Below are 13,305 nucleotides of genomic sequence, written 5' to 3'. Positions count from 1 at the left end.
TCGTCTTGCGACGTTAAGAATCCATGTCACTTTGAGTGCCCACACAGATTGTCTGATAAATTGTTAAAGAGCAGTGCCGCTTCGCTTTTCGCAGCGGCGCGGGGTGTGCATATTACGCTTTCCCGCTTCAGAGTCAAGCGTTTATTTTCGCTTTTCTCTGCTGACCCGGCGGCGTGTGTGCCGTTGTTCCGTGTCAGTGGAGGCGCATTATAGGGAGTAATTCCGAACCTGCAAGGATAAAGTGAAAATTATTTACTGATTGCTCACTTTCCAGGCAAACCTTGTTCCAGACCTCAATTTTCGCCTGGTTTTTAAACAAAAACGAGCCGCAAGCGGCTCGTTTTTGCGTTTTGTGACTTACTGCACTGCCACAATGCGATCGTCGTTGGCTTCCAGACGGATAACTTTGCCTGGAATCAACTCTCCGGAGAGGATCTGCTGCGCCAGCGGGTTTTCGATCTGCTGCTGGATAGCGCGTTTTAATGGACGCGCACCGTACACCGGATCGTAACCATTCTCGCTCAACAGTTTCAGCGCATCGTCGGAGATGTGAATTTCATATCCACGCTCTTCCAGACGTTTATACAGACGCTGCAGCTGGATCTGCGCAATCGACGCAATGTGTTTCTCACCCAGAGGATGGAAGACCACCACTTCATCAATACGGTTGATAAACTCCGGACGGAAGTTTTGGCTGACCACACCGAGCACCAGATCCTTCATATGGCTATAGTCCAGTTCGCCGAAACGTTCCTGAATCAAATCGGAACCCAGGTTCGAGGTCATAATGACAACCGTATTACGGAAGTCGACCGTTCTCCCCTGCCCGTCGGTCAGACGGCCATCATCCAGGACCTGAAGCAGAATGTTGAACACATCCGGATGCGCTTTTTCCACTTCATCCAGCAGGATGACGGAATAAGGACGGCGGCGCACCGCTTCAGTCAGATACCCCCCTTCCTCATAACCAACGTATCCCGGAGGCGCACCGACCAGACGCGAGACGGAATGTTTCTCCATAAACTCGGACATGTCGATACGCACCATCGCATCGTCGCTGTCGAACATAAAGTTAGCCAGCGCTTTGCACAGCTCGGTTTTACCAACACCGGTCGGCCCCAGGAACAGGAACGAACCAATCGGACGATTCGGATCGGACAGCCCTGCACGGCTACGACGAATAGCATTCGATACCGCTTCAACTGCTTCGTTCTGGCCGATCACCCGGTTGTGGAGATCTTGCTCCATGCGCAGCAGTTTTTCACGCTCACCTTCAAGCATGCGCGCTACGGGAATACCGGTCCAGCGAGCCAGAACTTCCGCGATTTCAGCATCCGTCACTTTATTACGTAACAGACGCATCGTTTTACCTTCCGATTGCGTCGCAATCTCAAGCTGTTTTTCCAGCTCAGGAATTTTGCCGTACTGCAGTTCAGACATGCGCGCCAAATCGCCCACACGACGAGCCTGCTCAATGGCAATTTTTGCCTGTTCGAGTTCAGCCTTAATGGTCTGAGTGCCAGAAAGCGAGGCTTTCTCGGCTTTCCACTCTTCTTCTAATTCAGAATACTGACGCTCTTTATCGTCCAGTTCTTCATTGAGCATATCCAGGCGTTTCTTACTGGCTTCATCAGACTCTTTCTTCAGCGCCTGCTGTTCCAGCTTGAGCTGAATGATTCGTCGGTCGAGTCGGTCCAGCTCTTCCGGTTTCGAGTCAATCTGCATACGAATGCTTGATGCCGCTTCATCGATCAGGTCGATAGCTTTATCTGGCAGCTGACGGTCAGCGATATAACGATGCGAAAGCGTCGCTGCCGCAACGATGGCCGGGTCAGTGATCTGCACATGGTGGTGCAGTTCATAGCGCTCTTTCAGTCCACGCAAAATCGCAATGGTATCTTCAACGCTTGGCTCAGCAACAAACACTTTCTGGAAACGACGTTCCAGAGCAGCATCTTTCTCAATGTACTGACGATACTCATCAAGTGTAGTGGCACCGACACAGTGAAGTTCACCACGCGCCAGCGCTGGTTTCAGCATGTTCCCGGCATCCATCGCGCCGTCAGCTTTACCGGCGCCGACCATGGTGTGCAATTCATCAATAAACAGAATGACGTTGCCTTCCTGTTTTGCCAGATCGTTAAGCACGCCTTTCAGACGCTCTTCGAACTCACCGCGGTACTTCGCACCGGCCACCAGCGCGCCCATATCCAGCGCCAGTACGCGGCGTCCTTTCAGACCTTCCGGCACTTCACCGTTCACGATACGCTGCGCCAGGCCTTCAACAATGGCGGTTTTACCGACACCCGGCTCACCAATAAGTACCGGGTTGTTCTTGGTACGACGTTGCAATACCTGAATAGTACGGCGAATCTCTTCGTCACGGCCGATCACCGGGTCAAGTTTGCCCTGTTCAGCTCGTTCGGTCAGATCGACCGTAAATTTCTTCAAAGCCTGACGTTGGTCTTCGGCTCCCTGATCGTTCACGCTTTCACCTCCGCGCATTTTCTCAATCGCCTGAGTCACATTGGCGGTGGTTGCACCGGCAGATTTCAGCAGGTCGGTCAAGGTACCGCGTGATTCAAGTGCCGCCAGAACAAACAGTTCCGACGAAATAAAGTTGTCCCCACGTTTTTGCGCCAGCTTGTCGCAAAGGTTCAGCACACGCACCAGGTCCTGCGAAGGCTGAACGTCGCCGCCGGTCCCTTCGACCTGCGGTAAACGGCTCAGCGCCTGATCGATAGCAGTGCGTAACTGGCCAGCATTAATGCCAGCAGACGTTAATAAAGGACGTACCGATCCCCCTTCCTGATTCAGCAAGGCGCTCATTAAATGAAGAGGTTCGATAAATTGGTTGTCGTGCCCCAGTGCAAGGGACTGGGCATCGGCGAGAGCAAGCTGGAATTTATTAGTAAGACGATCCAGACGCATAACTCCTCCCATAACAGGTCAAATTTGCTACTGGAGATTAAATGAGGTCATCCCTCAATTATTCAAGGTTAATGACCTGAATTATGTGAAAAGAAAACGGCACGTACCGGATCGTCTTGATTCTTTAGGTTATATCAGCCAAATAAAACTTGCCATACGACCCGTCGTCTTGTCGCGGCGATAAGAGAAAAAATCACCCTTTTCGGTGAAGGTACAGCGATCGCCGCCGGAGATCTGCGTCACGCCCATGTTATTCAAACGCTGGCGAGCGAGCTGATAAATATCGGCCAGATATTTATCCCCCGAAGGCAGGAAGGCTTCCACTGCTTGCGGATCCTTTTCCATAAAGGCTTCGCGGACCTCAGCCCCAACTTCAAATGCGCGAGGACCAATAGCCGGGCCAAGCCAGGCCATGATATTGGCTGGCTCAGCGTTAAAGCAGGCAACTGTCTCTTCCAGCACGCCTTCACACAGGCCACGCCAACCCGCATGTGCGGCTGCAACCTCGGTACCTGCACGGTTACAAAACAGAACGGGCAGGCAATCGGCGGTCATTACGGCACAAACGGTTCCCGGAGTATTGCTGTAAGAGGCATCGGCGCGTTTAGAAGCATAGGGTTCCCCCGTTAACTTCAGCACCGCTTTACCGTGAACCTGTTCCAGCCAGACCGGCTTCGACGGCAAGTTCCCCGCAGCAAACAGACGCCTGCGGTTCTCTTCAACGTGTTCCAGGTTGTCGCCACAGTGCGCGCCGAGATTCAAAGACTCCCACGCCCCCTGGCTAACGCCGCCAATACGGGTTGAACTGCAGGCAGCCACGCCTTCAGGCAATGGCCACTCCGGGACAATCAGTTTGGTCATAACCAGTCCACTTGATCCTTATGTTCTTCAAAATCAGCACGCATAGCGTCAATAAGGTCCACCATATCCTGCGGGATAGGCGCGTGCCACTCCATCTGAATACCGGTGATAGGGTGGTAAAGGCGCAGCATAGTCGCGTGCAGTGCCTGACGATCAAATTTACGCAATACGCTGATGAACTCATCCGACGCGCCTTTAGGCGGACGTGGACGACCACCGTAGACCTGATCCCCCACCAGCGGATGGGTAATGTGTGCCATATGCACACGGATCTGGTGAGTACGCCCGGTTTCCAGACGCAGACGCAGGCGCGTATGAATGCGGAAATGTTCCATAATGCGATAGTGAGTCACCGCCGGTTTACCCATCGGATGCACCGACATATGGGTACGTTTGGTTGGGTGACGGCTGATTGGCTCTTCCACCGTACCGCCAGAGGTCATATGGCCAATGGCTACCGCTTCATACTCACGGGTAATTTCGCGCAGCTGCAGTGATTCCACCAGACGGGTCTGAGCAGGAACGGTCTTCGCGACCACCATCAGACCGGTAGTATCTTTATCCAGACGGTGCACGATGCCCGCGCGCGGGACATCCGCGATCGGCGGATAATAATGGAGAAGTGCGTTAAGTACCGTACCGTCAGGGTTCCCCGCGCCCGGATGAACAACCAGGTCGCGCGGCTTGTTGATAACCAGAATGTCATCATCTTCATAGACGATGTCCAGTGGGATATCCTGCGGCTCGAAGCGGATTTCCTCTTCGATTTCAGCATTGATGGCGACAGCTTCCCCACCTAACACTTTCTCTTTTGGTTTGTCCCAGATCTTGCCGTTTACCAGTACGCGCTGGTCAAGGATCCATTCTTTTATGCGTGAACGCGAATAATCAGGGAACAATTCGGCCAAAGCCTGATCTAAGCGTTGACCGAGCTGATTTTCGGAGACTGTTGCGGTGAGTTCTACTCGTTGTGCCATAAACTGCTTCTTCGTTTAACGTTGGGTTTTACGGCTTTGCCGTTTAATATAGTGTGCTATTGTAGCTGGTCTTAATCGGGAGCAGGAACAGAGTTTCTCCCGGACAAACATTTGAGGAAAGTCAAAACGTCATGACGCGCATGAAATATCTGGTGGCAGCGGCCACGTTGAGCCTGGCTTTGGTGGGCTGCTCCGGTTCAAATGAACAGGTCCCTGACAATCCGCCGAATGAAATCTATGCGACTGCACAACAAAAGTTGCAGGACGGTAACTGGAAACAGGCGATAACGCAACTGGAAGCGTTGGATAATCGCTATCCATTTGGTCCGTATTCACAGCAGGTACAGTTAGATCTCATCTACGCATACTATAAAAATGCCGATCTGCCGCTGGCTCAGGCAACCATCGATCGTTTCATGCGTCTGAACCCGACTCATCCTAACATCGACTATGTAATGTACATGCGCGGTCTCACCAACATGGCGCTGGATGACAGTGCTCTGCAGGGCTTCTTCGGCGTGGATCGTTCCGACCGTGACCCGCAGCATGCGCGTGACGCCTTCAATGACTTCTCCAAACTGGTTCGCGGCTATCCAAACAGTCAGTACGTGACCGACGCGACCAAACGTCTGGTGTTCCTGAAAGATCGTCTGGCGAAATATGAATACTCCGTGGCCGAATACTATACCCGCCGTGGCGCATGGGTTGCCGTGGTTAACCGCGTAGAAGGTATGCTGCGTGATTATCCGGATACTCAGGCAACGCGCGACGGCCTGAAGCTGATGGAAAATGCTTACCGTCAGATGCAGATGACCGCTCAGGCTGAAAAAGTGGCGAAAATCATCGCCGCGAACAGTAGCAATACCTGATATTGCCTCAATGCAAAACGGCAGCCGAAGGCTGCCGTTTTTTTATTCATTTCAGAGCGTGGCTGAAGCGCGTTAGCCCCAACACATCCAGTCAACTATGGCTCCAATTTTTGCCTTCCACAAGGTAAATCTCACCTCTTCCTGCCCTGCCTCACAAAAAAGATTCCCTGACAAAAACCGACAAAATAACGTGATCTAAATCACACATTTTGACATTAGGTCGGGTATGCTGGAATCACCAAGACGGAAAGACAAGAGGTAAAATTTATGACAATGAACATTACCAGTAAACAAATGGAAATTACTCCGGCAATTCGCCAGCACGTCGCAGACCGTCTCGCCAAACTGGATAAATGGCAAACTCATTTGATTAATCCACATATCATCCTGTCCAAGGAGCCGCAGGGTTTCATCGCTGACGCAACTATCAATACTCCAAACGGCCATCTGGTCGCCAGCGCAAAACATGAGGATATGTACACTGCAATTAACGATTTGATCAACAAGCTGGAACGGCAGCTCAATAAAGTGCAACACAAAGGTGAAGCCCGTCGCGCCACAACATCGGTGAAAGACGCCAGCTTCGCGGAAGAAGTTGAAGAAGAGTAATCCTTTAAATTGAGTGTACCGCCAACGCGCCTTCGGGCGCGTTTTTTGTTTTTTATTGACAGGGTGAAAACAGTGCGGGTACTTTAACGGTATCAATCACAGGATGACTTTATGAAACTTACGCCGTTCTTCTTCGCATTCTTTTTTACCTTCCCCTGAACGGGAGGCGTTTCGTCGTGTGATAAAGAATGCGAAGACGAACAATAAGGCCTCCCACACCGGGGGGCCTTTTTTATTGATAACGATAATATGAGACAGGCAACACTATGACACCGGAAAACCCTTTACTGGATCTGCGAGTAAAAATCAGCGCGCTGGATGAGAAATTACTGGCACTGCTGGCCGAACGCCGCGCCCTTGCCGTTGAAGTGGGCAAAGCCAAACTGGACTCGCATCGCCCGGTCCGTGATATCGACCGCGAGCGCGATCTGCTGGAACGACTCATTCAGCTCGGCAAAGCGCATCACCTCGATGCCCACTACATCACCCGGTTGTTCCAGCTCATCATTGAAGACTCCGTTCTGACCCAGCAAGCGCTACTCCAGCAGCATCTCAATAAAACCAATCCGCACTCTGCGCGTATCGCCTTCCTCGGTCCAAAGGGCTCTTATTCTCACCTGGCCGCACGTCAGTATGCCGCACGCCATTTCGAAGAATTTATTGAGAGCGGCTGCGCAAAGTTCGCCGATATTTTCAATCAGGTCGAGACCGGCCAGGCGGATTACGCCGTGGTGCCGATTGAAAACACCAGTTCCGGCGCCATCAATGACGTCTACGATTTGCTGCAGCACACCAGCCTGTCGCTGGTAGGTGAGCTGACGATCCCTATCGATCACTGCGTGCTGGTCTCCGGCACAACGGACCTGAGCAAGATCGAAACGGTCTACAGCCATCCACAGCCGTTCCAGCAGTGCAGCCAGTTCCTGAACCGCTATCCGAACTGGAAAATTGAGTACACCGAAAGCACCTCAGCGGCGATGGAAAAAGTGGTTCAGGCTAACTCCCCAACCGTCGCTGCGCTCGGCAGCGAAGCGGGCGGTGCGCTGTATGGTTTACAGGTTCTGGAACGCAATCTGGCAAACCAGACGCAAAATATCACCCGCTTCGTGGTGCTGGCCCGTAAAGCAATTAACGTCTCTGACCAGGTACCGGCCAAAACCACGCTGCTGATGGCAACCGGCCAGCAGGCCGGCGCGCTGGTTGAAGCCCTGCTGGTGCTGCGTAACCACAACCTGATCATGACCAGGCTGGAATCACGTCCAATCCACGGTAACCCGTGGGAAGAGATGTTTTACCTCGATATCCAGGCCAACCTGGAGTCAGCTTCCATGCAGAAAGCCCTGCGCGAACTGGGCGAAATCACCCGCTCCATGAAAGTGCTGGGCTGCTACCCGAGCGAAAACGTCGTGCCGGTCGATCCGAGCTAACGTTCAATAAAGCGGCTTTTCTTCATCCCTGCCACGTTAACGGGCAGGGTGAAGATGGCGCCGGAGAGCGGATACTTCGCCACCTCCTCCGCATCCATATTTTCCCGCGTGGTGGTAATAAACAGCGTTTTCATATCATCGCCGCCAAAGCAGACCATCGTCGGACAACGTACCGGCATTTGATATGCTTCCAGCTGCTCCCCTTGCGGAGAAAAACGCGCAATACGCCAGCCGTCAAACAGCGCGCTCCAGTAGCAGCCCTCCACATCCATTGCCGCGCCGTCCGGTATCCCCTCACCCTCTTTAAACTGACGAAACACTTCGCGCCTTCCCGGTTCGCCCTGCTCATCAAGCGGCGTACGGTAAATCACGCCATTTGGCGTGTCTGAAGTAAACATCCACTGATTATCCGGGCTAAACGCTAAACCGTTGTGCCCGTGAATATCACACTGGATCACTTTCGGCGTCAGGTCGTTGTCGATGCGCATCAGCAGGGCACCGTTGTAATCTCCCGGCCCCCAAAACGTGCCCGCGTAGAATCGCCCCTGAGGATCGGTTCCGCCATCATTAAAACGTGCGAGCTGCGGGTTTGAGGGGTTATCACACACCTTGCGCTGCAGGAGGCCATGCTTATCGGCAAGCCAGATGCCATTACGCATGGCGACGATAAACCCGCCGCGCTCGCGCAGCGCGAAACAGCCCACCTCCTCATGGAAAGAGAGCACGGTGTGTTCCGCCGTCGGCAGATGGTATCGGTGGATCTCCCCTTCCAGAATATCGGCCCAGTAGAGCGCGTGCTCTTCTGCGCTCCACGTCGGGCATTCAGGCAGATGCCCGGTGTAATTCAACAGCAGCTGCGGTTCGGCCATGACAGTTCCCCAAAATGAAAAAAGCCAGCGATGCTGGCTTTTAGTATATACATCATCGCATTACTGGCGACTGTCATTTGCCTGGCGCAACAGCGTGCGGCTCTCACTCTGGAAACGCTGCGCGTAATCGCCAAACCAGTGTTCGACCTTGCGGAAGCTGTCGATAAACGCCTGCTTGTCTCCGTGCTCCAGCAGCGTGATGGCTTCACCAAACCGCTGATAGTAGCGCTTGATGAGCGCCAGGTTGTTTTCGGACGACATAATAATATCCGCGTAAAGCTGCGGATCCTGTGCAAACAGACGCCCAACCATCGCCAGCTCCAGACGATAAATAGGTGAAGAGAGCGCCAGCAGCTGTTCAAGCTGCACGTTCTCTTCCGCCAGATGCAGACCGTAGGCAAACGTGGCGAAGTGGCGCAGCGCCTGAATGAACGCCATATTCTGATCGTGCTCGACCGCGCTGATGCGATGCAGCCGCGCGCCCCAGACCTGAATCTGTTCCAGGAACCACTGATAGGCTTCCGGCTGACGGCCGTCACAGTAAACCACCACCTGCTTAGCCAGGCTGCCGCTGTCCGGGCCAAACATCGGGTGCAGGCCCAGCACCGGGCCGGTATGCGCAGCCAGCATTGCCTGCAGCGGACCATTTTTGACGGAGGCCAGGTCTACCAGGATGCAATCCTTTGGTAAAGGAGGAAGCTTCCCGATGATCTGCTCCGTCACGTGGATTGGCACGCTGACGATAACCATCCCGGCATCTTTCATGAGTTCCGGTGCCTGCGCCCAGTCCTCTTTTTCCAGAATGCGTACCTGATAGCCAGAAAGCGTCAGCATTTTTTCAAACAGACGCCCCATCTGTCCTGCCCCGCCGACAATCACCACCGGACGCAGGGACGGACAAAGCGTTTTGAAGCCCTTGTCGTTTTCGCTGGAATAGGATTCCCGCATCACGCGACGCAGAACATCTTCTATCAAATCCGGTGAAACACCCAGCGCCTGCGCCTCTTTACGACGTGAGGCCAGCATTGAGGCTTCGCGCTCCGGAACGTAAATCGGCAGGCCGTATTTGCTTTTCACCTCACCGACTTCAGCAACCAGTGCCATGCGGCGCGCCAGCAGGTCCAGCAGCGCCTTATCCACTTCATCAATTTGATCGCGTAACGCGGTCAATTCAGCAACCATAACTAACCTCTTAAGCCAGACGCGTCGCCAGCTGGCCGTTTAAATCTTTATGGATCTCACGCAGCAGGGCATCGGTGGTTTCCCAACTGATGCAGGCATCCGTCACGGATACGCCATGCTTCATCGCACTGCGCGGTTGTTCAGATGATTGATTGCCTTCGTGAATATTGCTCTCAATCATCAGACCGATAATCGAACGGTTGCCATCTTTGATCTGTGCGACCACGGATTCCGCAACCGCAGGCTGGCGACGGTAATCTTTATTCGAATTACCATGACTGCAATCTACCATCAGTGCCGGGCGCAGTCCCGCCTGCTCCATCTCTTTTTCACATTGAGCCACGTCCGCCGGGCTGTAGTTCGGGGCTTTACCGCCGCGCAGGATCACATGACCGTCCGGGTTGCCCTGCGTTTGCAGAAGACATACCTGGCCCGCCTGGTTGATACCAACGAAACGGTGCGGCATGGCGGCAGCGCGCATGGCGTTGATCGCCGTCGCCAGGCTGCCATCAGTACCGTTTTTAAAGCCAACCGGCATCGACAGGCCAGACGCCATCTCGCGGTGAGTTTGCGATTCCGTAGTACGCGCGCCAATCGCGGACCAGCTGAACAGATCGCCCAGGTACTGCGGACTGTTCGGATCCAGTGCTTCGGTTGCCAGCGGCAGCCCCATGCTAACCAGTTCCACCAGCAGGCGACGCGCAATCTTCAGGCCAGCTTCCACATCAAACGAGCCATCCATGTGCGGATCGTTAATCAACCCTTTCCAGCCAACGGTAGTCCGTGGCTTCTCAAAATAGACGCGCATCACCAGATAGAGGCTATCGCTGACCTCCTCCGCTAATGCTTTAAATCGATGAGCGTACTCAATGGCGGTTTCAGGATCGTGAATGGAGCAAGGACCACATACCACCAGCAGGCGCGGATCGCGGCCAGCGATGATGTCAGAAATGGTCTGGCGAGAGTGCTCAATCTGAGCCTCCTGCGCGACGCTCAGCGGAAATTCCGCTTTCAGTTGATCCGGAGTGATTAAAACCTGTTCGTCAGTGATATGTACGTTGTTCAGCGCGTCTTTTTGCATGATGGCGATCCTGTAAAGCTCGTTTGCGATAGTTGTTTTCCTCAAAGAGGTGAAACAACGATACCATAAAAAGTAAACATTTCAATCCAAAATACGTACACATTAGTTTACAGAAGCCAATTTATCGCAAAAATCAGCCGATAAAAATGTAAAGTTTAAATTACACACAGATTTTATTTAGCCAGGCTATGCTGAAGAAAAAAGGAGAATGGCTATGCGTTCAATTGCTCTTGTGCTGTTGTCGCTGTTTTTATCGGGTTGCCAGATCAATCCTTACACCTTCCAGCCCGACTGGACCAGCCCATCCTGGTTTGATGCAGGTAAAGAAGACGCCATGAATGGCCTGCCGGTTAAAGATAACCAAATTCTGGCCGATAGTTTTAACGACACACACGTCGATCGTAGTGAATATCTTCGCGGCTATGCCGATGGCCAGAAGAAAGTCTGCGAAGAAGGGTTTATTCACGCCTGGGGATTAGCAGGCAAATCTTTCCCTGCCAGTTGCGATACTGCCGAAAACGCAGCAAAACTGCGCGCGTCATGGCAAAAAGGGATGGATGAAAGTATGCGTTCCAGCAGACTGAATTAATTCCGTTTTATCCACCGGAATATAAGCAACAGTAGGATTTAGCTTAGGTCGGCCTCATGCTATTTCTGACATAATGACGGCTCTGATAAACAATGGTATTCTGCCCGCAACTCTTAAGGACATCTATTTCCGGAGCGATGTGGCGGATTCTGGTGAGAAATTCATTCTTGATCTCTTTTTTCCGACTCACTCTGGTGCTAATGCTGTTCCTGATGGTGGGCCCAGCGACGGCAGGCACGCTCACGGAAACGGATAAATCGGTACGCTCGATTGTCTCAGGCATTGTGAGCTATACGCGATGGCCATCACTTTCCGGGCAGCCTAAACTCTGCGTCTATGCCACTTCTCACTATACACATGCCCTCAGCGGCGATGAGGGGCATAGCGAGTTACCTTATACTCCCGTTATTGTACGTAACGATCGGGAAGCCCTGGCCGCGACGTGCGATGCGATATATTTCGGGTCTGAATCACCGGCAAAACAACTTGAATTAATTAGTCAATATCAGGGCAGAGCATTGCTATTAATCTCAGAGCAAAATCCGGAATGTGTAATTGGCAGTGCCTTTTGCCTGATAATCGATCGCGGCCAGGTACGGTTTTCCGTCAATCTGGATGCATTGACGCGCAGTGGCGTAAGAGTCAATCCGGATGTATTAATGCTGGCACGGAATAAGCAGCATGGATAAAGATTTCACTTCAACGCCACGTCCAACGTTTAAAAGAACATTGAGGCGAAACAGCATGATAAGCGTCATCATTACGATGACGTTAATATGGCTGTTGCTCTGTTTTGCTTCCGTCGTGACGCTAAAACAATACGCGCAAAAGAATCTTGAATTAACCGGTGCAACAATGAGCCATAGCCTGGAAGCCTCGCTGGTTTTCAACGATTCGCTGGCGGCCAATGAAACGCTTGCAGCCCTGGGCAAACAGGGCCAGTTTGCCGTGGCTGAGGTTACCAACGCCCATAAAAAGCGGTTTGCTTACTGGTCCTGGAACCCGGAGGATAATAACGACACGCTGGGCGCACTGGTCAGTCGCTGGCTTTTCCCCGTACCGGTTGCGCAGCCCATCATGCATAACGGCGCGATGATCGGCGAAATTCACCTTACCGCGCGCGACAGTCTCATCAGTCATTTTATCTGGATGTCGTTTGCCGTCCTGACCGGCTGCATTCTTTTTGCTACCGTCGTCGCGCTCACCATTACTCAGTCTTTGCATCACGGCATGGTAACGGCCCTGCAAAACATTACCGACGTCGTGCATGACGTTCGCACTAACCGTAACTTCTCCCGCCGGGTGAAAGACGGCCGTATCGAAGAATTTCACCAGTTTGGTGAAGACTTCAACAGTCTTCTGGACGAGATGGAAGAGTGGCAGCTGAAACTCCAGGCGAAAAACGCCCAGCTGTTGCGTACCGCCATGCACGACCCGCTCACCGGCCTTGCCAACCGTGCTGCGTTTCGTAACAGCATTGCGGCCTTAATGAACGACCCCTCTGCCAAAACAAACTCGGCCCTGCTTTTCCTCGACGGTGACAACTTTAAGTTTATCAACGACACCTGGGGACACGCGGCAGGAGACTGCGTGCTGATTGAAGTCGCAAGCAGGATGACGGAGTTTGGCGACAAACGTCATCAGTCATACCGCCTTGGCGGTGACGAGTTTGCCATGGTGCTCTACGGCGTGCACTCCGAACTTGAGGTTCAACACATTTGTGCTGCGCTATCGCAGCAGTTTATCCGTCCGTTTGATCTTCATAACGGACAAAAAGCATCAATGTCACTCAGCATTGGCTTTGCTCTGGCGTGGGAAAATGCTTCCGTGGAAGCATTACTGGAGAGGGCTGACCGCAATATGTACCAGGTTAAAAACCAGCGTACCAAAACAATAAGTTAGAAAGGATA

At 52.7% G+C, this 13,305-nt stretch carries 13 protein-coding genes and 1 other annotated feature; of the genes, 7 read left to right on the top strand and 6 right to left on the bottom strand.

Annotated features, from left to right (window positions below; genetic code table 11):
- Positions 1-357: 357 nt before the first annotated feature.
- The 3 genes from clpB to rluD form a co-directional block, all read right to left on the bottom strand.
- Positions 358-2,931 (bottom strand): ATP-dependent chaperone ClpB, encoded by a 2,574-nt coding sequence (gene clpB, locus E3U32_RS00510; RefSeq protein WP_059312524.1) that lies wholly within the window; start codon positions 2,929-2,931, stop codon positions 358-360.
- A gap of 129 nt (positions 2,932-3,060) precedes the next feature.
- On the bottom strand, positions 3,061-3,792 hold the full coding sequence (yfiH, locus tag E3U32_RS00505) for a purine nucleoside phosphorylase YfiH (RefSeq protein WP_134347270.1): 732 nt from the start codon (positions 3,790-3,792) through the stop codon (positions 3,061-3,063).
- Complete coding sequence (gene rluD / locus E3U32_RS00500; protein WP_023308866.1) at positions 3,789-4,769, bottom strand: 23S rRNA pseudouridine(1911/1915/1917) synthase RluD; 981 nt, start codon at positions 4,767-4,769, stop codon at positions 3,789-3,791. Before rluD ends, yfiH begins: the two co-directional genes overlap by 4 nt.
- Positions 4,770-4,900: 131 nt before the next feature.
- Here rluD and bamD point away from each other — a divergent pair, with 131 nt between their 5' ends.
- The 4 genes from bamD to pheA all read left to right on the top strand — a co-directional run bounded on the left by bamD (position 4,901) and on the right by pheA (position 7,674).
- Positions 4,901-5,638: an outer membrane protein assembly factor BamD gene (gene bamD / locus E3U32_RS00495; protein WP_023308867.1), complete on the top strand. Its 738-nt coding sequence runs from the start codon at positions 4,901-4,903 to the stop codon at positions 5,636-5,638.
- Between the two features lie 267 nt (positions 5,639-5,905).
- On the top strand, positions 5,906-6,247 hold the full coding sequence (gene raiA / locus E3U32_RS00490) for a ribosome-associated translation inhibitor RaiA (RefSeq protein ID WP_008502470.1): 342 nt from the start codon (positions 5,906-5,908) through the stop codon (positions 6,245-6,247).
- Between the two features lie 110 nt (positions 6,248-6,357).
- Positions 6,358-6,483, top strand: a sequence feature (Phe leader region).
- Positions 6,359-6,406 carry a pheA operon leader peptide PheL gene (pheL, locus tag E3U32_RS00485; RefSeq protein ID WP_100249759.1) on the top strand — a complete coding sequence of 16 codons (48 nt, stop codon included), beginning with the start codon at positions 6,359-6,361 and terminating at the stop codon, positions 6,404-6,406. Its footprint overlaps the feature before it by 48 nt.
- Before the next feature lie 30 nt (positions 6,484-6,513).
- A complete protein-coding gene (pheA, locus tag E3U32_RS00480) occupies positions 6,514-7,674 on the top strand; it encodes a bifunctional chorismate mutase/prephenate dehydratase (protein WP_134347269.1) in 1,161 nt (386 codons plus the stop codon).
- Here the strand turns inward: pheA and E3U32_RS00475 are convergent.
- The 3 genes from E3U32_RS00475 to aroF are packed head-to-tail and all read right to left on the bottom strand — an operon-like array spanning position 7,671 to position 10,806.
- Positions 7,671-8,543, bottom strand: coding sequence for an SMP-30/gluconolactonase/LRE family protein (locus E3U32_RS00475; protein ID WP_134347268.1), 873 nt, complete (start codon positions 8,541-8,543; stop codon positions 7,671-7,673). The genes pheA and E3U32_RS00475 overlap by 4 nt on opposite strands.
- A 60-nt stretch (positions 8,544-8,603) precedes the next feature.
- Positions 8,604-9,725 carry a bifunctional chorismate mutase/prephenate dehydrogenase gene (gene tyrA / locus E3U32_RS00470; protein WP_025759253.1) on the bottom strand — a complete coding sequence of 374 codons (1,122 nt, stop codon included), beginning with the start codon at positions 9,723-9,725 and terminating at the stop codon, positions 8,604-8,606.
- Positions 9,726-9,735: 10 nt separating this feature from the next.
- The gene (gene aroF, locus E3U32_RS00465; RefSeq protein ID WP_028016727.1) at positions 9,736-10,806 is read right to left on the bottom strand and encodes a 3-deoxy-7-phosphoheptulonate synthase AroF; all 1,071 of its coding nucleotides are present in this window, start codon (positions 10,804-10,806) and stop codon (positions 9,736-9,738) included.
- A gap of 214 nt (positions 10,807-11,020) precedes the next feature.
- On the opposite strand from aroF, the gene E3U32_RS00460 reads away from it, so the two are divergent.
- The 3 genes from E3U32_RS00460 to dgcN all read left to right on the top strand — a co-directional run bounded on the left by E3U32_RS00460 (position 11,021) and on the right by dgcN (position 13,297).
- Positions 11,021-11,395, top strand: a complete 375-nt coding sequence (locus E3U32_RS00460; RefSeq protein WP_134347267.1) for a DUF2799 domain-containing protein — start codon at positions 11,021-11,023, stop codon at positions 11,393-11,395.
- A 137-nt stretch (positions 11,396-11,532) separates the two neighbouring features.
- The gene (locus E3U32_RS00455) at positions 11,533-12,084 is read left to right on the top strand and encodes a YfiR family protein (protein WP_286164084.1); all 552 of its coding nucleotides are present in this window, start codon (positions 11,533-11,535) and stop codon (positions 12,082-12,084) included.
- Positions 12,077-13,297 (top strand): diguanylate cyclase DgcN, encoded by a 1,221-nt coding sequence (dgcN, locus tag E3U32_RS00450; protein WP_134347265.1) that lies wholly within the window; start codon positions 12,077-12,079, stop codon positions 13,295-13,297. Before E3U32_RS00455 ends, dgcN begins: the two co-directional genes overlap by 8 nt.
- Positions 13,298-13,305: the final 8 nt, after the last annotated feature.

This window comes from Lelliottia nimipressuralis, assembly GCF_004402045.1.
GTDB lineage: Bacteria > Pseudomonadota > Gammaproteobacteria > Enterobacterales > Enterobacteriaceae > Enterobacter > Enterobacter chinensis.
This window is presented reverse-complemented; position numbering and strand designations above follow the sequence as displayed.